The sequence below is a fragment of the Actinacidiphila yeochonensis CN732 genome, from assembly GCF_000745345.1.
GTDB classification, from domain to species: domain Bacteria; phylum Actinomycetota; class Actinomycetes; order Streptomycetales; family Streptomycetaceae; genus Actinacidiphila; species Actinacidiphila yeochonensis.
Map to the genome: position 1 here is coordinate 2207742 of NZ_JQNR01000005.1, position 21150 is coordinate 2228891.

18 protein-coding genes are annotated in these 21150 nt (G+C 73.6%); 12 read left to right on the forward strand and 6 right to left on the reverse strand.

Annotated features, from left to right (window positions below; all coding sequences use genetic code 11):
* Positions 1 to 171 precede the first annotated feature (171 nt).
* Positions 172 to 1605, reverse strand: a complete 1434-nt coding sequence (gene xylB / locus BS72_RS21370; protein ID WP_037912720.1) for a xylulokinase — start codon at positions 1603 to 1605, stop codon at positions 172 to 174.
* 208 nt (positions 1606 to 1813) lie between these two features.
* On the opposite strand from xylB, the gene xylA reads away from it, so the two are divergent.
* The 9 genes from xylA to BS72_RS21410 all read left to right on the forward strand — a co-directional run bounded on the left by xylA (position 1814) and on the right by BS72_RS21410 (position 13122).
* Positions 1814 to 2995, forward strand: coding sequence for a xylose isomerase (xylA, locus tag BS72_RS21375; RefSeq protein ID WP_037912722.1), 1182 nt, complete (start codon positions 1814 to 1816; stop codon positions 2993 to 2995).
* 573 nt (positions 2996 to 3568) lie between these two features.
* The gene (locus tag BS72_RS21380; RefSeq protein ID WP_037912723.1) at positions 3569 to 5065 is read left to right on the forward strand and encodes an ABC transporter permease; all 1497 of its coding nucleotides are present in this window, start codon (positions 3569 to 3571) and stop codon (positions 5063 to 5065) included.
* Positions 5066 to 5098: 33 nt separating this feature from the next.
* Entirely contained in the window at positions 5099 to 5788 is a 690-nt protein-coding gene (locus BS72_RS21385; RefSeq protein ID WP_037912724.1) for an ABC transporter ATP-binding protein, read from the forward strand.
* Positions 5789 to 6558: 770 nt separating this feature from the next.
* Entirely contained in the window at positions 6559 to 8364 is a 1806-nt protein-coding gene (locus tag BS72_RS21390) for a LamG domain-containing protein (RefSeq protein WP_198545931.1), read from the forward strand.
* A gap of 277 nt (positions 8365 to 8641) precedes the next feature.
* On the forward strand, positions 8642 to 8875 hold the full coding sequence (locus tag BS72_RS34480; RefSeq protein WP_232792647.1) for a CGNR zinc finger domain-containing protein: 234 nt from the start codon (positions 8642 to 8644) through the stop codon (positions 8873 to 8875).
* Positions 8876 to 8958: 83 nt separating this feature from the next.
* Complete coding sequence (locus tag BS72_RS21395) at positions 8959 to 10140, forward strand: cystathionine gamma-synthase (RefSeq protein WP_051951380.1); 1182 nt, start codon at positions 8959 to 8961, stop codon at positions 10138 to 10140.
* A 260-nt stretch (positions 10141 to 10400) separates the two neighbouring features.
* On the forward strand, positions 10401 to 10847 hold the full coding sequence (locus tag BS72_RS21400; RefSeq protein WP_037912726.1) for a MarR family winged helix-turn-helix transcriptional regulator: 447 nt from the start codon (positions 10401 to 10403) through the stop codon (positions 10845 to 10847).
* Positions 10848 to 10984: 137 nt separating this feature from the next.
* Positions 10985 to 12460: an MFS transporter gene (locus BS72_RS21405; protein WP_051951986.1), complete on the forward strand. Its 1476-nt coding sequence runs from the start codon at positions 10985 to 10987 to the stop codon at positions 12458 to 12460.
* A gap of 89 nt (positions 12461 to 12549) precedes the next feature.
* Entirely contained in the window at positions 12550 to 13122 is a 573-nt protein-coding gene (locus BS72_RS21410) for a cysteine hydrolase family protein (RefSeq protein WP_037912727.1), read from the forward strand.
* Between the two features lie 80 nt (positions 13123 to 13202).
* Here BS72_RS21410 and BS72_RS21415 read toward each other — a convergent pair whose 3' ends face one another.
* Positions 13203 to 13715, reverse strand: a complete 513-nt coding sequence (locus BS72_RS21415; RefSeq protein WP_037912728.1) for a MarR family winged helix-turn-helix transcriptional regulator — start codon at positions 13713 to 13715, stop codon at positions 13203 to 13205.
* A gap of 442 nt (positions 13716 to 14157) precedes the next feature.
* Between BS72_RS21415 and ilvA the strand changes: the two genes are divergently transcribed.
* Positions 14158 to 15378 carry a threonine ammonia-lyase gene (ilvA, locus tag BS72_RS21420; protein ID WP_037912729.1) on the forward strand — a complete coding sequence of 407 codons (1221 nt, stop codon included), beginning with the start codon at positions 14158 to 14160 and terminating at the stop codon, positions 15376 to 15378.
* Positions 15379 to 15553: 175 nt separating this feature from the next.
* Here the strand turns inward: ilvA and BS72_RS21425 are convergent, their stop codons facing one another.
* The 4 genes from BS72_RS21425 to BS72_RS21440 form a co-directional block, all read right to left on the reverse strand.
* Positions 15554 to 16420: an ABC transporter permease gene (locus BS72_RS21425; RefSeq protein WP_037912730.1), complete on the reverse strand. Its 867-nt coding sequence runs from the start codon at positions 16418 to 16420 to the stop codon at positions 15554 to 15556.
* Complete coding sequence (locus BS72_RS21430) at positions 16417 to 17520, reverse strand: daunorubicin resistance protein DrrA family ABC transporter ATP-binding protein (protein WP_037912731.1); 1104 nt, start codon at positions 17518 to 17520, stop codon at positions 16417 to 16419. The genes BS72_RS21425 and BS72_RS21430 overlap by 4 nt, the downstream gene beginning before the upstream one ends.
* 507 nt (positions 17521 to 18027) lie before the next feature.
* A complete protein-coding gene (greA, locus tag BS72_RS21435; protein WP_037912732.1) occupies positions 18028 to 18525 on the reverse strand; it encodes a transcription elongation factor GreA in 498 nt (165 codons plus the stop codon).
* A 353-nt stretch (positions 18526 to 18878) separates the two neighbouring features.
* Positions 18879 to 19304 (reverse strand): DUF4307 domain-containing protein, encoded by a 426-nt coding sequence (locus BS72_RS21440; RefSeq protein WP_037912733.1) that lies wholly within the window; start codon positions 19302 to 19304, stop codon positions 18879 to 18881.
* A gap of 256 nt (positions 19305 to 19560) precedes the next feature.
* Between BS72_RS21440 and mca the strand changes: the two genes are divergently transcribed.
* Both mca and BS72_RS38560 read left to right on the forward strand, forming a co-directional pair.
* Positions 19561 to 20433, forward strand: coding sequence for a mycothiol conjugate amidase Mca (gene mca, locus BS72_RS21445; RefSeq protein ID WP_037912734.1), 873 nt, complete (start codon positions 19561 to 19563; stop codon positions 20431 to 20433).
* Positions 20434 to 20618: 185 nt separating this feature from the next.
* On the forward strand, positions 20619 to 20927 hold the full coding sequence (locus tag BS72_RS38560) for a hypothetical protein (protein WP_322942387.1): 309 nt from the start codon (positions 20619 to 20621) through the stop codon (positions 20925 to 20927).
* The last annotated feature ends 223 nt before the right edge of the window (positions 20928 to 21150 follow it).

Genomic DNA, 21150 nt, shown 5'->3' on the forward strand with positions numbered 1-21150 from the left:
GACGGCGATGGCGCGGGCCACGGCGGCAACCGCTCTCCGCCCCCGCGCCCCGCGCCCCCGCGCCTCAGTGCCCCGGGGCGCGCGGGGCGGACGCGGAGCCCGGACGGCCCGCGCCCGCCCCCCACCCGAGGGGCGTCAGCCACCCGAGGGGTGCCCCCCACCCGAGGGGCGTCAGCCGCCGAGCAGCGGCAGCGCGGCGCCGAGCCGGGCCAGCGCCGCGTCGTCCCGTGCCACCGCCGGGTGCAGCGGGCCGTCGCTGGTGTGCCAGCGGCCGGCGATGGCCGCCGGCTCCTCGCCGGTGAGCAGCGACGCCGCCTGCACCGCCGCGCCCAGCGCGACCAGTTCCGAGGCGGCCGGCACCCGCACCGGGCGGCCGGAGAGCCGGCGCACCGTCTCCAGCCAGGCGGCGCCGCGTGCGCCGCCGCCGATGAGCAGGATCGGTTCGTCCGCCGAAGCGGCGTCGCCGTCCACGCCGAGCACCAGGTCCAGTGCCGCGAGCAGCGCGTAGACGGCGCCGTCGTAGGCACCCTGGAGGATCTGGCCCGGGGTGGTGTCGTGCCGCAGGCCGGTCAGCAGCCCGGAGGCGTAGGGCAGGTTGGGGGTGCGCTCGCCGTCGAGGAACGGCAGGAAGGCGATCTCGCCGCCCGGCTCCACCTCGTTGCGCTCCCGGCCCAGCAGCTCGGCCACCTTGTCCACGGCGAGGGTGCAGTTGAGGGTGCAGGCCAGCGGCAGCCAGCCGCCGTCGGCGGAGGCGAACCCGGCGACGGTGCCGGACGGGTCGGCCGGCCGCTGCCGCGCGACCGCGTAGACGGTGCCGGAGGTGCCCAGGCTCAGCACCGGCTGCCCCGGGGTGAGGCCGAGGCCGAGGGCGGCGGCGGCGTTGTCGCCGGTGCCGGCGCCGACCAGCGCGCCCGGACGGACACCGACGCCCTCCAGTACAGTGCCGGCCCGCTCGCCGGGGCCGAGGACCGTAGGCAGCAGCTTCGGGTCGAGGCCGGCCTCGGCGAGCAGCTCCTCGTCGTACCCGCCGGTCCGCGAGGACCACCAGCCGGTGCCGGAGGCGTCGCCGCGGTCCGTGACGCCCGCGCCGCTCAGCCGCTCGGTGAGGAAGTCGTGCGGCAGCCGTACCGCCTTCGCGGCGGCGGCCACCTCGGGCTCGGTGGCGCGCAGCCACTCCCACTTGGAGATGGTGAAGCTCGCGCCCGGCACCGAGCCGACCCGCTCGGCCCACCAGGCGGCGCCCTTCTTCTCGACCAGCGCCTGCGCCTGCGGGGCGGAGCGCACGTCGTTCCACAGCAGTGAGGGCCGCAGCGGACGGCCCCGCTCGTCGAGGACCACCAGGCCGTGCTGCTGGCCGCCGACCGAGACCGCCTCGGCGGCCTGCGCGTACGGGCCGACCTGGGCGAGGGCCTCCTGCAGCGCCTCCCACCACACCTCGGGGTCGGTCTCCCGGCCCGCGCCGGTGCTCACCGTGTGCCGGGCCTGGCCGCGGGCCAGCACCTCGCCGGTGGCCACGTCGACCGCCAGCACCTTCGTGGACTGGGTGGAGCTGTCCACGCCGAGCACGACCGGCCCCTGCTGACCGTGCTGCCCGTCTGTCGCCATGTGTGTCCTGGTCCTTTCCGCGGCACCCGCGAAGGTCGTGGTGATGAGGTCGGGCGGGGCTGCCGAGGGCTTGCCCCGGGGCCCTTCGGGAGGGCCGGACGGGGGTCCCGTGACAGGGCCCACGCAGATTCGCGGGGTGCCCCACTTCCCATCATCGCCCTCGCATACTAATTTGTTCAACAGTCTGACGAATAGGAGCCGACCCCCCATGACTACCGAGACGAACCTCACCCCCAAGCCCGAGCACAAGTTCACGTTCGGCCTGTGGACGGTCGGCTGGCAGGGCCGTGACCCGTTCGGTGACGCCACCCGCCCGGCGCTGGACCCGGTCGAGTCGGTCAACAAGCTCGCCGAGCTCGGTGCCGCCGGTGTCACCTTCCACGACGACGACCTGATCCCGTTCGGGTCGTCCGACGCCGAGCGCGAGGCCATCGTCAAGCGCTTCCGCGAGGCGCTGGACGCCACCGGCCTCACCGTGCCGATGGCCACCACCAACCTCTTCACCCACCCCGTCTTCAAGGACGGCGGCTTCACCTCCAACGACCGCGAGGTGCGCCGCTTCGCGCTGCGCAAGGTCATCCGCAACATCGACCTCGCCGTCGAGCTGGGTGCCAAGACCTACGTCGCCTGGGGCGGCCGCGAGGGCGCCGAGTCCGGTGCCGCCAAGGACATCCGCGTCGCCCTGGACCGGATGAAGGAGGCGTTCGACCTCCTCGGCGAGTACGTCACCGAGCAGGGCTACGACCTGCGCTTCGCCGTCGAGCCGAAGCCGAACGAGCCCCGCGGCGACATCCTCCTGCCGACCATCGGCCACGCGCTGGCGTTCATCAACTCGCTGGAGCGCCCCGAGCTGGTCGGCGTCAACCCCGAGGTCGGCCACGAGCAGATGGCCGGGCTGAACTTCCCGCACGGCATCGCCCAGGCGCTGTGGCACGGCAAGCTCTTCCACATCGACCTCAACGGCCAGACCGGCATCAAGTACGACCAGGACCTGCGCTTCGGCGCCGGCAACCTGCGCGAGGCGTTCTGGCTGGTGGACCTGCTGGAGTCCTCCGACTACGAGGGCCCGCGCCACTTCGACTTCAAGCCGCCGCGCACCGAGGACTTCGACGGCGTGTGGGCGTCGGCCGCCGGCTGCATGCGCAACTACCTGATCCTCAAGGAGCGCTCCGCCGCGTTCCGCGCCGACCCGGCCGTCCAGGAGGCGCTGCGCGCGTCCAAGCTGGACCAGCTCGCCCAGCCGACCCTCGGCGCCGGCGAGACGCTGGCCGACCTGCTGGCCGACCGCAGCGCGTACGAGGACTTCGACGCCGACGCCGTCGCCGAGCGCGGCATGGCCTTCGAGGCGCTGGACCAGCTGGCGATGGACCACCTGCTCGGCGTCCGCTGAGCCACCCTCGCTCGGCTCCGGCCGAGCGACCGGCCTCGGCCCCGGGCCGAGCCACCCCGTGCTCGGCGTCCCCGCTGAGCCGCACGCGCGTCCGGCCTCGTGCCGGGCGCGCGTTCTTCCGTTCACCCGCCGGAGCCCCGCACAGCCCGGGGTGCGCGAAACCCGGCGACGGCGCCGCGCGTTGACGGGACGCGGGCAGCCGTGACGGCGACGCCCGGCACCCCCGGTACCCGGCGCCCGGCGCCCGGTACCCCCGGCATCCGGTGCCCGGCGCCCGGTACCCCCGGCATCCGGTGCCCGGTGCCCGGTACCCCCGGCATCCGGAGTCGGCGTCGGCGTCGGCGTCGGCGGGGCGGGATTCTTCCGGGCCGTCCTGTCAGCAGGCTGTGCGCAGCCCCTGCCGGAGCTGTCCAAGGAAGAACTCATCCCGGCCTCAGCGCCTTCTCACCCAGGTGCGGTACTTCTCACCCCTGGATCAGACACGGCTCAGTACCTCCTCACCGCCGGTTCCTACCGTGGCGCGGCAACCAGCCATCCATCAGGCATGCCAGCCATCTCCCCCCGAGGAATCGGATGTTCTTCACCTGTCTCCGGCGCGAGCTGCGCCGCCGGCACCGGGCGGCCCTCGTCGTCGCGCTGGGCCTCGCGCTCGGCATCGGGCTCGTCATCACCGTGAACGCGGTCTCCAGCGGCATGGGCCAGGCCCAGGACTCCGTCCTGAAGTCGCTCTACGGGATCGGGACCGACATGACGGTCACCAAGGCCCAGGCCGCGTCGGGTTCCGGCTCCGCGACCCCGCCCAAGTTCAACTTCGACGCCGACAGCAGCGGCAAGACCCAGAGCAGCGACCGGGTCATGGTCCAGGGCTTCCAGAGCCTGTCCTCCTCGGTCGTCGGCACCGTCGGCAAGCAGACCGGTGTCGCCAACGCCGTCGGCGGGCTCAACCTCCAGGTGCTCCAGATCAACGGCTCCTTCAAGCAGGGCCAGTTCAAGCAGAGCCAGTCCAGCGGCTCGGGCTCCGGCTCGGGCGGCGGCTTCGGGCAGGGCGGCGGCTCCGCCCCGCCGCAGGGCGAGGTCCGCGGCGGCGGCGCCCAGTTCGACGCCAACAACTACACGGTCTACGGCGTGGACACCACCAACCTCGGGCTCGGCCCGATGGCCTCGTCCAAGATCACCTCGGGTACCACCTTCACCTCGGCGGACAGTGACGCCAAGGTGGTCGTGGCCGACTCCGCCTACGCCAAGACCAAGAGCCTGAAGGTCGGCTCCACCGTCACCATCAAGAGCGTCAAGTACAAGGTCATCGGCATCGCCACCGCCGACAGCGGCGACGCGTCCGCCAACCTCTACATCCCGCTCAAGCAGGCCCAGACGCTGGCCTCGGCCACCGGCAAGGTGACCACCATCTACGTCAAGGCGACCAGCTCGCAGAAGATCGACACGGTCAAGTCCGAGATCCAGAAGAACATCTCCGGCACCACCGTGACGACCTCGGCCGACCTGGCCTCCACCGTCTCCGGTTCGCTGTCGACCGCGTCCTCGCTCGCCACGAACGTCGGCAAGTGGCTGTCGATCGCTGTGCTCATCGTCGCGTTCCTCGTCGCCGGCCTGCTCACCTCCTCGGCGGTCAGCCGGCGCGTGCGGGAGTTCGGCACGCTCAAGGCGCTGGGCTGGAAGAGCGGCCGCGTCACCCGCCAGGTGATGGGCGAGGCGCTGGTCAACGGACTGATCGGCGGCGTCCTCGGCATCGCCCTGGGCCTGGTCGGCGCCTACGTGGTCACCGCCGTCAGCCCCACCCTCAGCGCCCAACTCGGCAGCTCGTCCGGCAGCACCGGCGGCGGCATGGGCGGCCCCGGCGGCTCGGGCGGCCCCGGTGGCGGCGGCTTCGGCGGCGGCGCCCGGCAGGCCGCGTCGAAGACCCTCGACGTCGCGCTGACCGCGCCGGTCCACGCCGGCACCATCGCGCTCGCGGTCGCCCTCGCCATCGGCGGCGGCCTGGTGGCCGGCGGCTTCGGCGGCTGGCGTGCCTCCCGGCTGCGGCCCGCCGACGCGCTGCGCCGCGTCGCCTGACCGGCCCCCCACCGTCCTCCCCAGGAGTCCTCCATGTACAAGCTCACCGGCCTCACCAAGCGCTACCAGCGCGGCAAGGAGACCGTGCACGCCCTGCGGGGCATCGACCTCACCGTCAACGACGGCGACCAGCTCGTCATCCAGGGCCCGACCGGCGGCGGCAAGTCCACGCTGCTCCAGATGCTCGGCGCCCTGGACCGGCCGACCGGGGGCTCGATCGAGCTCGACGGCACCGACCTGGCCAAGCTCAGCGAGGCCCGGCTCACCAAGGTGCGGGCCGAGCACATCGGCTTCGTCTTCCAGAGCTTCAACCTCGTGCCGACGCTGTCCGCGCAGGAGAACGTCGAGACCGCGCTCGTCCCGATGGGCCTCAAGCCCGCGAAGCGGCGCGAGCGGGCGGCCGAGGCGCTGGACTCGGTCGGCCTCGGCGAGCGGCTCGGCCACCTGCCGGCCGAGCTCTCCGGCGGCCAGCAGCAGCGCGTGGCCATCGCCCGTGCGCTGGTCAAGGAGCCCAAGGTGCTGCTCGCGGACGAGCCGACCGGCAACCTCGACGAGGGCACCCGCGACGACATCATGGCCCTGCTCGAAGGGCTCTGGCGGGACCGCGGGCTGACCTTCGTGATGGTCACCCACGACTCGGCCATCGCCCGCCGTGCCCCCCGCCTGGCGACGATCCGTCAGGGCAACCTGACCATCCGCGAGAAGGCCGCCCCGACCAAGTGACCCACCCGGGGCCGACCGCCAACTGACCCCACCCGTCCCCCGGTCGGGCACCTCTCCACCCGGCCGGGCACCCCACCCGAAGCGCCCGCACGGAACACCCCGTGCGGGCGCTTCGGCGTGCGCGGCGGAGAACGGTGAACCGAGGAGGACGAGGGAGGAGCGACATTCGGCGCACCGTCAGATGCCGCTTTTACAAAGGTTTTTGAACGCGTATCCGGTACGAGGTCGGAGGCGCCTGGCAGGGAGAAGATGTCGGCGTGGCGCTCCTGTCCCGCGCTTCGCGGCTGTGTTTTCCGGACCTCCTGAGGCGTCGGCCCATTGCCCGTTCCGCGGCGATGCGTGAACTTCCGCAGCGGTTCCAAGAGGCGTGGAGGTATTGCGAAGTGATGGTGATGATTTTACGCTCTCTTGATAAATGGCATGTGAAACTTTCGCGAACATGCTCGTGGTGCGCGGCTGCGTACGGTCGCGGGATTGGGGTGGGGATGTCCAAGGTGAGACGTATGCCTGCTGGTAGGGCGTGGTTGGCCGCGCTCGCGGTATTGGCGCCGCTGGCGGTGGTCGGCGCGCAGGCGGCGTCGGCCGACACGTCTCCGGTCGGGGCGGCGGCCAGGAAGGACGCTGGTCCGTCAGCGAAGGGACGGGCCCCGAAACAGGCCGCCGGCTCGGGCAAGTCGGTGCGGGCGGCCGCGGAGACCGCGACGACGGGACGCGGAGGCAGGCGACGCCCCGGGATGGCGCCGCTTCCCGACTCCCAGGGCTCTTCGGCCGTGACCACGTCGCTTCCCGGCTCCCAGGACCCGTCGGCCGCGACCCCGCCTCCTCAGCCCCCGACGGTGACCTCGGCCGTGTACGAGGAGTGCGCGGCGGCGGACGGCACCGGCTGTCCCGTGGACGGAGCGGTGGGCGTGCCCGGCACCTTCACCGTCACGCCGGGCGCCGGCGACGTGCAGACCTACACATACGCGCTGGACAACGGCCCGGTCACGAGCGTCGCCGCCTCGGGCCCGACGCTCACGCTGGAGCTCACGCCGACCGAGGTGGGCATGAACGTCCTCACCGTCCACACCACCGACACGGCCGGCGACGTGTCCGATCCCACGTCGTACTACTTCGACGTGGCCGCCGGCGCGCCGCCCGTCGGCGTGTGGTCCTTCGACGAGGGAAGCGGCACGACAGCCGCGGACTCGTCCGGCGGAGGCCACGCCGCCGTGCTGGCCGACGGAGCGGGATGGTCCGCGCTCGGCCGCGTGGGAAGCGCCCTGTCCACCAGCCCGACGGACGCCACGCCCGGCGGCTACGCCTCCGTACCGAGCCAGGACTTCACCGGCCTCGACACCTCGGAGTCGTTCACGATCTCCGCGTGGGCGCGCCTGACGGACGCCTCCCGCGACGCGGTGGTGGTCTCCCAGGCGGGCGCCAACGGATCGTCCTTCGCCCTTTCCTACTCGGCCGCAGCCCACACCTGGAGCTTCGACCGCTCCACGTCCGACGCGGACTCGCCCACCGTGGTGGGTTCCACGGCTGTGGCGCAGGCGCAGGTCGGTGTCTGGACCCAGCTGATGGGCGTCTACGACAAGAACGCCCGGACGATCCAGCTGTACGTCAACGGCGTCGTCCAGGGCGCGCCGACCTCCTTCACCACCCCGTGGAAGGGCAGCGGCGACCTGGAGTTCGGCCGCGGCCTGGCCAACGGCGGTTACCAGGACTACTTCTCCGGTCAGATCGACCAGGTCGAGCTGTGGAACCGGGTCGTCTCCCCGCAGGACATCGAGGGGCAGCAGACGATGGCGGCCGCGGGTTCCTCGGACGACGACACACCGGCCCTCGCCGGTGAGTGGGACCTGGGCGACGGCTCGGGCACCGCCGCCACCGACTCCTCCGGCTACGGTCGGAACGCCACCCTCGGCAGCGGCGCGGCCTGGACGGACGACGCCAGCGGCGCCAGGGGCGGCGTCCTGAGCCTGAACGGGGACGCCACCTCGTACGCCTCCGTCCCCGGCCCGGTGGTCGACGGCCAGGGCGACTTCACCGTCTCCGTCTGGGCGTACGTCGACGGTTCGGCGGTATCCGACACCAGCACCGAGCACACCATGCGCATCGTCGGCCAGTCCGGCGCCGCGAGTGACTCGTGGGGCCTCTGGTACACGAAGGCCGCGGGGGCCTCGGAGGGATCCTGGGTCTTCGGCCGCACCGCCGCCGACTCGACCTCCGCCGCCACGGTGACCTCCAGTGGCGGCGACCCGACCGCCGGCAGCGGCGCGCAGACCGACACGTGGACGATGCTGACCGGTGTCTACGACGCCGAGCACCACCGCGTCGAACTCTTCGTGAACGGCGTTTCGGTGAACCCCGGAACCGACGACACCGGCAGCGCGCAGACCGGTGGGGGCACGCACTTCGACTGGCAGCCGTGGCAGGCCGCCGGCCCCCTCTCCATCGGACGCGGCCGCACCGCGAGCGGCGGCTACGGCGACGCGATGACCGGCATGGTCAGCGGGCTGCAGATGTGGACGGGGCAGGTGTCGGCGAGCGACGTGTTCCTGCTCTACCTCGGTATCCCGGTGCCGTCCTGAACCGTGCCCGCGGACGCGGTTGACCTCTGCGGCGATCGGCTCCTCACACATCCGGCGAGGAGCCGATCCGCGGTTCGGTGACCTCGCGGCGGTGGGTTGGCGGTAGGGCGAGGCCCCGCCAGGCACGGCGTCCTGGCGGGGCTTTTGCATGGGCGGCGGCAGTGGCCTGACGGGAGCTGACGGGACCTGACGGGGGAGGTCCGCGTACGGTTGCTGCGACGGCTGAGGCGGGGAGAGGGCTGGCGGCCTTCTGTCGGAACCGGCGGCCGTGGCAGAGGTGTTCGCGGCCCTGGACCAGCTCCCCCGTGCGGGCCGGAGCAGGCCCGGGAGCTGCCCGGGCCCGTTGTGCGGGCACCGCCGTGGACGGCGGGGGAGTGCCGGAGCCCGCCGACGTGGCGGCCTGTTCGTCGACACCTGCCGGGGCGGGCGGCGCCGTTGGTGCTCCATGGCCACCTGTGGCAGCACGGTGGAGAAGGCCGCGCCCAAGGCGCGCGCCGGGGGCGTGGAGTGACGCGCCCGTGAGGCGGTGCGGGCGGCGCACCGGTGCCGGGAAGCGCCGGGGGCGGGGCGGGTCCGGCGGCTACGCTCAGCGGCATGAACGAGACCGAGCACGGCACGCGGCCCGACTCCCCCCACGCGTACCGGCACTTCGAGACCCTGGCCATCCACGCCGGGCAGCCCGCGGACGCGCAGACCGGCGCGGTCGTGACCCCGATCTACCAGGTGTCGACGTACAAGCAGGACGGAGTCGGCGGGCTGCGCGGCGGCTACGAGTACAGCCGGTCGGCCAACCCCACCCGCAGCGCGCTGGAGGAGAGCCTCGCGGCGCTGGAGAGCGGCCGGCGCGGCCTCGCCTTCGCCTCCGGCCTGGCCGCCGAGGACTGCCTGCTGCGCACCCTGCTGAAGCCCGGCGACCACGTCGTCATCCCCAACGACGCCTACGGCGGCACCTTCCGGCTCTTCGCGAAGGTCGTGGAGCGCTGGGGCGTGCGGTGGTCGGTCGCGGACACCTCCGACCCGCGGGCGGTGCGCGAGGCGCTGCGCCCCGAGACCCGGGTGCTGTGGGTGGAGACGCCGTCCAACCCGCTGCTGGGCATCAGCGACATCGAGGCGCTGGCCGGGGTGGCCCGGGAGGCGGGGGTGCGGCTGGTGGTCGACAACACCTTCGCCAGCCCCTACCTCCAGCAGCCGCTCCAACTCGGCGCGGACGTCGTGGTGCACTCCACCACCAAGTACATGGGCGGCCACTCCGACGTGGTCGGCGGCGCCCTCGTCACCTCCGACGCCGGGCTCGGCGAGGAACTCGCCTACCACCAGAACGCGATGGGCGCGGTCGCCGGGCCGTTCGACGCCTGGCTGGTGATGCGCGGGGCGAAGACGCTCGCGGTGCGGATGGACCGGCACTGCGAGAACGCCACCCGGGTCGCCGAGATGCTGGCCGGCCACCCCAAGGTGAGCCAGGTCTACTACCCGGGCCTGGCCGAGCACCCCGGACACGAGGTGGCCGCGAAGCAGATGAAGGCGTTCGGCGGGATGGTGTCCTTCCGGGTGCGCGGCGGCGAGGAGGCGGCCGTCGCGGTCTGCGACCGGGCCGAGCTCTTCACCCTCGGCGAGTCGCTGGGCGGCGTCGAGTCGCTGATCGAGCACCCCGGACGGATGACGCACGCCTCGGCGGCCGGCTCCCCGCTGGAGGTTCCGGCGGACCTGGTGCGGGTCTCGGTCGGCATCGAGGCCGCCGACGACCTCCTGGCCGACCTCCGCCAGGCCCTCGGCTGAGCGCGTAGGACCACGGGGGCGCGGGCCCGGCCGGCATATATCCGTCGGGTGGCGGTTCGGCGGCCCGTCCGGTGGGGACCGCCGTCCGGCGTCACCGGTCCGCCGTCACCGGTCCGGCGGGACGGGCCACGGTGAAAGCAGCCGGTCCGCCGTCCCCAGGCGGGTCTTTGCGCGGGTCTTCCCGGGTCTCCGCCCGGGTGGATGTACAGGCTGGACTGCGCACCTTGCCGTGCGCAGTCCAGCCTGCGTACTCTGGCGGCATGGCAGAGATCAGCGGGGTGTCCGAATCCGCCGTCACGGCGGGCCGCGAGGTCCGCACGGTGTTCAGCAGGCTGCGGCGGCGGCTGCGCGACACGTACGACCCGACCGGCCTCACCACGTCCCAGTCCTCGGCGCTGAGCCAGCTGGACCGCGAGGGCGAGACCACGCTGACCGGGCTCGCCGCCGCGGAACGGGTCAGGCACCAGTCCATGGCCTCCGTCGTCGGCGTGCTGGAGGAGCGCGGCCTGGTCGAGCGGCGCCCCGACCCGGCCGACGGGCGCAGGCAGCTGATCTCGGTCAGCGCGGCCGGCCGGGCGTTCCTCGCCGACCGGCGCCACGCCAGCCAGGAGTGGCTGACCCGCGTACTGGAGGAGCACTTCACCGAGGCCGAACGGCGGACCGTCGTCGACGCGATGGCCCTGCTCGACCGGCTGAACCGGCTGTGAACGCCGTGCTCCACCGGCTGATACGCGCCACCCGGCGCGGCGGCGCCGGCAGCGGGAAGAGCAGCGGGAAGGGCGGCGGGGCCGACTCGGGGAAGGGTGCGCCGGCCGGGGCGTTCGACCGGCGGCTGCTCGCGCCGATGATGCTCGGCTCGATACTGAACCCGGTCAACTCCTCGATCATCGCCGTGGCCCTGGTGCCGATCGGCGCCGCGTTCGGGGCGCCGCCGTCGCAGACCGCGTGGCTGATCTCGGCGCTCTACCTCGCCACCTCGATCGGGCAGCCCGTGGTCGGGCGGCTCATCGACCTGTTCGGCCCGCGCCGGCTCTTCCTGGCCGGCACCGCGCTGACCGGCGTGGCCGGCGTCGTCGGGGTGCTCGCGCCCGACCTGGGGGTGCTGATCGCCGCACGGGTGCTGCTGGGCTTCGGCACCTGCGCCGGCTACCCGGCGGCCATGAACCTGATCCGCAGCGAGGCCCGGCGCACCGGCCAGGACAGCCCCGCCGGAGTGCTCACCGCCCTGGCGGTCACCACGCAGACCATCTCCGTCATCGGCCCCTCCCTCGGCGGCCTGCTCATCGGCCTCGGCGGCTGGCGCGCCACCATGGCCGTCAACGTGCCGCTGGCCGCGGCCGGACTGCTCCTCGGCGCGCTGCGACTGCCGCGCACGGAACCGGCCGAGCGAGGCAAGCGGGGTGAGCGGGCCGATGGCGGCGAGGGGGCCGAACGAGCCCGGGGCGGCGCCGTGGCCCAGCTGGACCTGCCCGGGATGGGGTTCTTCGCGGCGACGCTGGTCAGCCTGCTGCTCTTCCTGATGCACCCGGCCGCCGACCGCTGGTACCTGCCGGTGGTGACCGTCCTGGCCGCCGCCGCCTTCACCCGGCGCGAACTCGGCTCCCCCCAGCCCTTCATCGACCTGCGGGTCCTCGGCGGCAACGTGCCGCTGCTCGTCACCTACACCCGGGCGCTGCTCGCGTACGTGGTGTCGTACGCGGTGCTCTTCGGCTTCACCCAGTGGCTGGAGGAGGGACGGGGACTGACCGCCTCGAAGGCCGGGCTGGCGCTGCTGCCGCTCTTCCTGACCGGGATCGCGGTCTCCACCGCCACCGGGCGCCGGGCGGGCGTGCGGGGGAAGTTCCTGGTCGGCGCGGCCGGGCAGATCGTGGCGTGCGTCATGATGCTGTTCCTGGGCGCGCACAGCTCCGTGTGGCTGCTGGTGGCGGTCGCCGCCGTCTTCGGCGTCCCGCAGGGCCTGAACAGCCTGGCGCTCCAGAACTCCGTCTACTTCCAGGCGGACCCGGAACGGCTCGGCTCCTCCGCCGGGTTGCTGCGCACGTTCGGGTACCTGGGCGCGATCACCGCCTCCACCGCGAACAGCGCCGTCTACCGGCACCGGGCCGACACCGCCGGCATGCACCGGCTGGCGCTGGTCATGCTCGCGGCCGGGGCGCTGTTCCTGCTGGTCACCGTCTTCGACCGCGGCCTGGGTCGGATCGGCGCCCCGGCCCGACCGGCACGGTCGGTCCCGCCGACCCAGCCGTCTTCGCAGGCACCGTCCGCCGGTGAAGAGCGGCAGCAGCCCGGCCAGGAGCCCGAGCCGCCGCGCGGTCCCTGACCACGGCCCGCAGGCCGCGCTGTCCGGGGCCCGCCCCCATCCCCGTCCCCTCTTTCGCCGTTCCCCCGCTTCCCGAGAGGTACCGCACGATGACGACCCAGGCGCCCGCCGCCCCGCGCTCCGCCCTGCTCGTGATGGACATCCAGCAGGCCATGGCCGGCCGCGTCCCCGACCCCGCCTACATCCCGCGGCTCAGCCAGGCCGTCGAGGCGGCCCGCACGGCCGGCGTCCCCGTGGTGCACGTGGTGCTCGGCTTCCGCCCCGGCCACCCCGACGCCAGCCCCGCCAACGCCATCTTCGGCGCGCTGCCGCCGACCGCCTTCACCCCTGACGACCCGGGCGCCGCCATCCACCCCGACGTCGCCCCGCGGGCCGGCGAGACGGTGGTGACCAAGAAGCGGGTCAGCGCCTTCACCGGCAGCGACCTCGAACTGGTGCTGCGCTCGACCGGCGTCGGCCACCTGGTGCTGACCGGCATCGCCACCAGCGGAGTCGTCCTGTCGACGCTGCGTCAGGCCGCCGACCTCGACTACCGGATCACCGTGCTCGCCGACGGCTGCGCCGACCCCGACCCCGAGGTCCACCGGGTGCTGACCGAGAAGGTCTTCCCGCGCCAGGCCGAGGTCACCACCGTCGACGCCTGGGCCGCCTCCCTCGGCTGACCCCACCCCCGACCCCGTCCCGGCCCGCCCTGCCCCGCCACCGGCGGAGCCGGGCCGGGCTCAGCGCGTGTCCAGCGCGCTCAGGCTCTGTTGTCGAGCGGGTCGCGCTCGGCTCCTTCCCGCTGGGTGACCCCCGAATACCACTCCGCGAGCGAGACGTTGAACCGGGCCAGCAGGGCGGTGAACACCTGTCGCTCCTCGTCCGACCACTCCTCCGTCACCTCGCGCATCAGTTCGCGCCGCGAGTCGCGCACCTCCTCCAGCCGGCCCCGGCCGCGCGGCGACAGGGCGAGGACGACGGCCCGCCCGTCCTCCGGGTGGGAGGTGCGCTTGACCAGGCCGGTGTCGACCAGCGGAGCGACCTGGCGGGTGACCGTCGAGGAGTCGATGCCCATGGCCTCGGCGAGCGCCTTGACGCCCATCGGACCCTCGTGGTCGAGCCGGTTGAGCAGGAGGTAGGCCGCACGGTCCATCGAGTTGCGGGCCCTGCCCACCCCGCCGAGGCGGGTCTGCTCGGCGCGGCGGGCGAAGAGGGCGACCTGGTGCTGGAGGCGCTCAAGAAGGTCGTCCGAGGTCTCCGGAGAGTTGGACATGGCCTGGAAACTCGCGTTCTGTCGTCGGCGTCGGTGGTTGTCGGTGGTAGTCGGTGGTAGTCGGGCGGGTCGGGGTGCTGCTCGTCGTGCCTCTCGTGGTGCGGTCGCCGCCGGGGGCTTCGGCGGCGGGTGCGCCCGGAAGAGCAGGGGACGCGCCGGAAGTTGTGAGAAGAGTACGCGGACCCGGTGGCAAGGGGGCGTCTCTCGGCACTTATGTCCGGTGGGTAGGGGGTTCCGCGGCGGCGCGGCCGCCTTGAGCACCGGTCGCGGCCGTCTGACCAGGCGCCTCCACCGCCCAGCGCCCACACCCCTCCGGTCCGCCCTGGCCGCCGCGCCGGTCCCGTCGGTCTCGGCAGCCCCTCCCGTACCGGTGGACCCGTCCGTCCCACGCGCTGCCGCCCGGTGCCGTCGGGTGGCAGCAGCGGGCTGCCAGACTGGGACCATGGACCACAAGCTGCCCCAGACCGTCACGCTCGACGACGTCCGCGGGGCACACAAGATGCTCTCGGGGGTGGCCCGGGTGACGCCCATGGAGGGCTCCCGGCACCTGTCGTCGCTCGTCGGCGGCCCCGTGCTCTTCAAGTGCGAGAACCTCCAGCGCACCGGCTCGTTCAAGATCCGCGGCGCCTACGTGCGGATCGCCGGCCTGCGCCCGGAGGAGCGGGCGGCGGGCGTGGTCGCCGCCAGCGCCGGCAACCACGCGCAGGGCGTGGCGCTGGCCGCGTCGCTGCTGGGCGTCCGGTCCACCGTCTTCATGCCGGTCGGCGCGCCGCTGCCGAAGATCGCCGCCACTCGTGAGTACGGCGCCGAGGTGCGGCTGTCCGGCGCGGTCGTCGACGAGACGCTGCGCGCGGCGACCGCCTACGCCGAGGAGACGGGGGCGGTCTTCATCCACCCCTTCGACCACCCCGACATCATCGCGGGGCAGGGCACCGTCGGCCTGGAGATCCTGGAGCAGTGCCCCGAGGTGCGCACGGTCCTGGTCGGCATCGGCGGCGGCGGGCTCGCGGCCGGCGTGGCCCTGGCGATCAAGGCGCTGCGGCCCGAGGTGCGGGTGGTGGGGGTGCAGGCGGCCGGCGCCGCGGCCTACCCGCCCTCGCTGGCCGCCGGGCGCCCGGTGACCGTCGGCTCGATCGCCACCATGGCCGACGGGATCATGGTCGGCCGCCCCGGCGACGTGCCGTTCGCCCTCGTCCGGGACCTGGTCGACGAGGTGGTGACGGTCTCGGAGGACGCGCTGGCCGCGGCGCTGCTGCTCTGCCTGGAGCGGGCCAAGATGGTGGTGGAGCCGGCCGGGGCGAGTCCGGTGGCGGCGCTGCTGTCGAGGCCCGAGACGTTCCAGGGGCCGCTGGTGGCGGTGCTGTCCGGCGGGAACATCGACCCGCTGCTGATGCAGCGCATCCTGCGGCACGGCATGTCGGCGGCCGGCCGCTACCTGTCCCTGCGGGTGCGGCTGACCGACCGCCCCGGCGCCCTGGCGACGCTGCTGGGGGTGCTGTCCGAGGCCGACGCCAACGTGCTCGACGTCAGCCACGTGCGCACCGACCCCCGGCTCGGGCTCGCCGAGGCCGAGGTCGAGCTGCACCTGGAGACGAAGGGCCCCGAGCACCGGGCCGCGGTGGCCGTCGCGCTGGAGCAGGCCGGGTACACCGTCACCGGCTGACGCGCCGTCGGCAGCCGGCCCGTCGGCGGGGAGTCCATGAGAACACCCGCCGCCGTGTCGGCAGAACCGTTCCGGCGGCCTCGCGTTCGGCCGTTCAGCCACTGGGTCGTTCGGCAGTACGGCCGCCTGGTCGCCCTGCCGCCGGGCCGACGGGGCTCGTACGGTCCTGGGAGCGTCAGGAGGTGGCCGCCGAGCGGTACTTGCGCACCGCCAGCGACCGGAACACCAGGACGATCAGGACGGACCAGATCAGCGAGGCCCACACCGGGTGCTGCATCGGCCAGGCGCCGGCCTGGGAGACGCCCGGGTTGCCGAACAGCACCCGGCACGCCTGGACGGTCGCGCTGAACGGGTTCCAGTTCGCGACCGGTTGGAGCCACCCCGGCATGTTGGCGGAGTCCACGAAGGCGTTGGAGATGAACGTCACCGGGAAGAGCCAGATCAGCCCGCCCGAGGTGGCGGCCTCCGGGGTGCGCACCGACAGGCCGATGAGCGCGCCGATCCAGGAGAAGGCGTAGCCGAGCAGGAGCAGCAGCGCGAAGCCGCCGAGCATCTTCGGGATGCCGTGGTGGACGCGCCAGCCGACCAGCACGCCGACGACGGCGAGCACGACGACGGTGAGCGCGGTCTGCACCAGGTCGGCCAGGGTACGGCCGGTGAGCACGGCACCGCGCGACATCGGCAGCGACCGGAAGCGGTCGATCAGGCCCTTGTGCATGTCGTCGGCGATGCCCGCGCCCGCGCCGGCGGTGGCGAAGGTGACCGTCTGCGCGAAGATGCCGGCCATGAGGAAGTTCCGGTAGTCGGTGGCGCTGAGCGACCCGCCGACGGCGACGGACCCGCCGAAGACGTAGCTGAACAGCACCACGAACATGATCGGCTGGATGAGGCCGAAGAGGACGACCTCGGGGATCCGCTTCATGCGGATCAGGTTCCGCCGCGCGACGACCAGGGAGTCGTGCGCGGAGCCCAGCAGGCCGCCGCGCGAGGTCGGCGCGAGGGTGGGGCGCGGGGTGCCGGGGGTCTGCGTGGTGGCGCTCACTTCGCGGCCTCCTCTGCGGCGGTGCCGGACTCGCCGGTTCGCGACCCGGTGGTGCCGGACTCGGTGGTGCCGGACTCGGTGGTGCCGGAGCCCGGGGTGTCGGACCCGGCGGAGCCGGACCCGGGGGTGGAACCGTCCTCGGACTCCTCGGCAGCCGCCTCCTCGGCGGCGTGGCCGGTCAGCGAGATGAACACGTCGTCCAGGGTCGGACGGCGCAGCCCGATGTCGTCGATCTCGATGCCCCCGGAGTCGAGCTCGCGGATCACCTCGGCCAGCAGCTTCGCGCCGCCGGTGACGGGGACGGTGATCATGCGCGTGTGGGTGGTGACGGACGTTTCACCCTTGCCGTGCCGGGCGAGGACCTGCCGGGCGTCCTCGATCCTGGCCGGGTCGTGGACGACCACCTCGACCCGCTCGCCGCCGGTGCGCGCCTTCAGCTCGTCCGAGGTGCCCCGGGCGATCACCGTGCCGTGGTCGATGACGCAGATGTCGTGCGCCAGGTGGTCGGCCTCCTCCAGGTACTGGGTCGTCAGCAGCAGCGTGGTGCCGCCGGCGACCAGCTCCTTGATGACCTCCCACAGCTGCTGGCGGTTGCGCGGGTCCAGGCCGGTGGTCGGCTCGTCCATGAACATCACCGGCGGGCTGACCACCAGGGCGGCGGCCAGGTCCAGCCGGCGGCGCATCCCGCCGGAGTAGGTCTTGGAGACGCGGTTGGCCGCGTCGGCGAGGTTGAACCGCTCCAGCAGCTCGTCCGCCCGGGCCCGCGCCTGCTTGGCGCCCAACTGGTAGAGCTGGGCGACCATCTGGAGGTTCTCCCGGCCGGTCAGGTACTCGTCGACCGCGGCGAACTGGCCCGACAGGCCGATGTGGCGCCGTACCTCGTTCGGGTGCCGCACCACGTCGATACCCGCGACCACGGCCCTGCCGCTGTCGGGGCGCAGCAGGGTGGTCAGCACCCGCACCGCGGTGGTCTTGCCCGCACCGTTGGGGCCGAGCAGGCCGAGGACGGTGCCTTCCGGCACGTCGAGGTCCACTCCCCCCAGTGCCCTCACGTCGCCGAAGGTCTTGACCAGACCCTCCGCGTAGATTGCGCCCGGCATGTCTCCTGGCTCCCGTCCCGTCTCGTCCGTGCTCCGTCGTGCTCTGCCGTGCTCCGCCGTCGCCTGTGGTCCGGATGGGCCGCGCTCCGGTCGGATACGCGGTACGTCCCCCCTACGACCGGAGCCGCGCCCGGAACTCATCGGCGGCCCGGGGTACGGCTCGGCCGGCGTGCCCTCCTGGTGTCTCCGGGAGGTGCGCCGCTCGCGATGGAACGCGAGCATGGCAGACGCGATATATCGCGTCAACTCCTTTTGTATCTCTCTCTGTGCGGGGGTGTCGCGTGCGGGGGTGCCCGGCGCGTGCGGGGGTCCGCCCGAGTCGGCGGACGTGGGAACGCCGGAGCCCCGGCCGCCCTTGAGGGGCGACCGGGGCTCCGGTACTGCCGGGTGCGCGGCGCGAAGACCGTGCGCACCGTGAGGGCCGCGCGCCAACCGCGGGAACGGGTCCGCACCGCGGGAACGGCTCCGAGCCGCGGAAGCGGGTGCGACCGCGGGAGGCGCGGGGGATCAGCCCTGGTAGGGCTTGACGTCGAGGACCTTCACCTTGGCCGTCCGGCCGTTCGGCAGCTCGTACGTGGCGTCGTCACCGCGGCGCTTGCCCGCCACGCCCGAGCCGAGCGGGGACTGCGGCGAGTACGTCTCCAGGTCGCCGGCGACGCCCTCGCGGGAGCCGAGGAGGAACGTCATGGTGTCGTCGGGGTCGCCGTCGAAGGCGATCGTGACGACCATGCCGGGCGCCACCACGCCCGTGTCCGCGGGGGCCTCGCCCACCTTCGCGGTCTCCAGGATCTGGTTGAGCTGGCGGATGCGGAGCTCAAGCTTGCCCTGGTCCTCGCGCGCGGCGTGGTAGCCGGCGTTCTCCTTGAGATCGCCTTCCTGGCGGGCTTCCTCGATCTTGGCGACGATCTCGGCGCGCGCCGGACCAGACAGGTGCTCCAGCTCGGCCCTGAGCTGGTCGTACGCCGCCTGGGTGAGCCAGGTGACGTTGTCGCTGGTCTGGGTCACAGGTGCTCCTCGTCGGTACTGTCGTGCCGTGTGCCTGTCCGGCGGACTTCCCGCGGACGGTGTGTGCCGCCGTTCGTACGGCGGGCAGGTCGTCCCGGCGGCCCCGGACAGGGCGCTGGCCCGGTGAACAAGTGCATTGCCACCCGCTGCCAGGACGAAACCACGAGCCTAACAATTCCTGGTCGCCGACGGGAACGAGTAAGGACCGGCGCGGCCTCCCCCGTCTCGCCCCCCGCGTTCCCGGCCGGGGCTCGGTCTGGGGCCGGCCTCCCGGCCGTCCGCGGTCGACTCCGGCCGCCCGGGGACGACTCCTGCCGCCCGGGGACGCCGTCAGCCCCGTGGGCCCGGGCCGGTCAGCTCTTGGCGGTCTTGCAGCCGACGAGTTCGCCGGTGGTGCCGAGCGCGGTGGTACGGAGGGCGACGACCGTGTCGACCTCCTTGGCGTGCTTCGTGATCCGCACATCCTTGCGGCCGACCTCGTCGTGGTCGGCGTCCTCCGAGCGCACCGTGCACACCGCGACCGCCCCGGCGTCCTTGTGGACCTCCAGGTGGATCTCCAGGGAGTGGTCCGAGACGGCCTTGAAGGCGACGACCTGAGCGCTCAGGCTGCTCTGCCGTACCGCGTGCCAGCCCCAGAGCACGACACCCACCGCGAGCAGCGCGCCCAGTACGATGGCGACGATCCGGAGCGTGCGGTCGGCACGGGCGTCGTCGTCGCGACCGCCCCCGTAGCGACCCTCGGGAACGGTGGGCGCCGAGCCGGGCTGCACGGCCGTCATGATCGTTCCTCCCTGGGGGGCCGGGGGTACCGCGGAATGAATCCCCCCCGTCTCCCGTCACTATAGGGAGGCACCCCCTCCCGCCCGGCGGGCGGGGGCCTTCCCCACGACCCGCGGCACGCGGGCCGGACCGCGGCGGGGCCGCGGAACCGGCCCGGCGCGCCGGGCCGACGGGGGCCGACGCGGGTCCGGCGCGGACCGGACGGGCCCGGCACAACCGAAGAACCACGAAGACGGAAACCCGAGGAAGCCTGCCTTGACAGAACAGCTTCGACTGATGGCGGTGCACGCCCACCCCGACGACGAGTCGAGCAAGGGCGCCGCCACCATGGCCAAGTACGTCTCCGAGGGCGTCGACGTCCTCGTGGCGACCTGCACCGGCGGCGAGCGCGGCTCGGTGCTCAACCCCAAGCTCCAGGGCGACCCCTACATCCAGGAGCACATCCACGAGGTGCGGGCCCGGGAGATGGACGAGGCCCGGCAGATCCTCGGCGTCCGGCAGTCGTGGCTCGGCTACGTCGACTCCGGGCTGCCCGAGGGCGACCCGCTGCCGCCGCTGCCCGAGGGCTGCTTCGCCCTGGAGGACGTGGAGAGCGCCACCGGCCGCCTGGTCGCCCTGATCCGCGAGTTCCGCCCGCACGTGATCACCACGTACGACGAGAACGGCGGCTACCCGCACCCCGACCACATCATGACCCACAAGATCTCGGTGGCGGCCTACGAGGCGGCGGGGGACCCCGAGCGCTTCCCCGAGGCCGGCGAGCCGTGGACGCCGCTGAAGCTCTACTACAACCAGGGCTTCAACAAGGCGCGCACCCTCGCCCTGCACGAGGCGCTGCTCGCCCGGGGCCTGGAATCCCCCTACGGCGACTGGATCAAGCGCTGGGAGGAGTACGACCGGCCCGAGCGCGACCTCACCACCCACGTGCCGTGCGCGGAGTTCTTCGAGATCCGGGACAAGGCGCTGCTCGCCCACGCCACCCAGATCGACCCGGACGGCGGCTGGTTCCGCGTCCCGATGGACCTCCAGCGCGAGGTCTGGCCGACCGAGGACTACGAGCTCGCCAGCTCCCGGGTCGACGTCTCGCTGCCCGAGGACGACCTCTTCGCCGGCGTCCGCGAGGGCTGACGGACGCACCGCCCGGCCGGCGGCCCCAGCGCGCTGCCGGTTTCGCCGGCCGGCGGTCCCCCGCCGCCGCCGGGAGATCCCGGCGGAGGACGGAAACCGCTGGCCAGGCCGGTGCGCGGGGCGTTCGGGGCTCCGGACGGGGCCTGCGCGAAGGGCCCGTCGGGGACTGAGCGACAATGGTGGGCGTGACTGACACGCACGCCCTCCACCACCTCGTCCCGCTCGCCCAGGAGCTGGATGAGAACAAGGTGACGCCGGGGCTCCTCGGATTCGTGGTGTTCGCGGTCATCGCCCTCGCGCTGTGGGCGCTGATGAAGAACATGGGCAAGCACATGAAGAAGATCGACTTCGACGAGGGGGAGGACCCGGCCCAGGCCGGCGCCGCCGCCCGCAAGGCCGGCGAGGCCGCGCCCCCGCCGCCCCCCGCCGCTGACGTTCGGATCCGGTTCCGGCGCGGTTCTGTCCGGTGCCTCCTGGCTCCGGCCCGGAGCTGACCGCCTTCTGATCCGCGCCTGACCTGCTTCCGGTCTGCTGCCGGCCCGGTCCGATCGGATGATCAGCCCGCTCCCGGCTTGGTTTCAGCCCGGTCCGGCCCGGTTTCAGCCCGGTCCCGGCCTGGCCCCGGCCCGGCGCCCTCCCGCGCCGGGTCGTGATCGCGCGCACCCCGGCGCTGCCGGACGGGCCGCGGTCCGCACCCGCGGGGCCATCCCCCGGCTC

What these genes read in the sequence shown, in the direction of transcription:
- ilvA (WP_037912729.1), top strand. Translation starts at nt 14,158, where the DNA reads ATGGACCACAAGCTGCCCCAGACCGTCACGCTCGACGACGTCCGCGGG.
- BS72_RS21440 (WP_037912733.1), bottom strand. Translation starts at nt 19,304, where the DNA reads ATGACGGCCGTGCAGCCCGGCTCGGCGCCCACCGTTCCCGAGGGTCGC.
- BS72_RS21380 (WP_037912723.1), top strand. Translation starts at nt 3,569, where the DNA reads ATGTTCTTCACCTGTCTCCGGCGCGAGCTGCGCCGCCGGCACCGGGCG.
- BS72_RS21395 (WP_051951380.1), top strand. Translation starts at nt 8,959, where the DNA reads ATGAACGAGACCGAGCACGGCACGCGGCCCGACTCCCCCCACGCGTAC.
- BS72_RS21385 (WP_037912724.1), top strand. Translation starts at nt 5,099, where the DNA reads ATGTACAAGCTCACCGGCCTCACCAAGCGCTACCAGCGCGGCAAGGAG.
- xylB (WP_037912720.1), bottom strand. Translation starts at nt 1,605, where the DNA reads ATGGCGACAGACGGGCAGCACGGTCAGCAGGGGCCGGTCGTGCTCGGC.
- xylA (WP_037912722.1), top strand. Translation starts at nt 1,814, where the DNA reads ATGACTACCGAGACGAACCTCACCCCCAAGCCCGAGCACAAGTTCACG.
- BS72_RS21405 (WP_051951986.1), top strand. Translation starts at nt 10,985, where the DNA reads ATGATGCTCGGCTCGATACTGAACCCGGTCAACTCCTCGATCATCGCC.
- BS72_RS21415 (WP_037912728.1), bottom strand. Translation starts at nt 13,715, where the DNA reads ATGTCCAACTCTCCGGAGACCTCGGACGACCTTCTTGAGCGCCTCCAG.
- BS72_RS21400 (WP_037912726.1), top strand. Translation starts at nt 10,401, where the DNA reads ATGGCAGAGATCAGCGGGGTGTCCGAATCCGCCGTCACGGCGGGCCGC.
- BS72_RS21430 (WP_037912731.1), bottom strand. Translation starts at nt 17,520, where the DNA reads ATGCCGGGCGCAATCTACGCGGAGGGTCTGGTCAAGACCTTCGGCGAC.
- BS72_RS21410 (WP_037912727.1), top strand. Translation starts at nt 12,550, where the DNA reads ATGACGACCCAGGCGCCCGCCGCCCCGCGCTCCGCCCTGCTCGTGATG.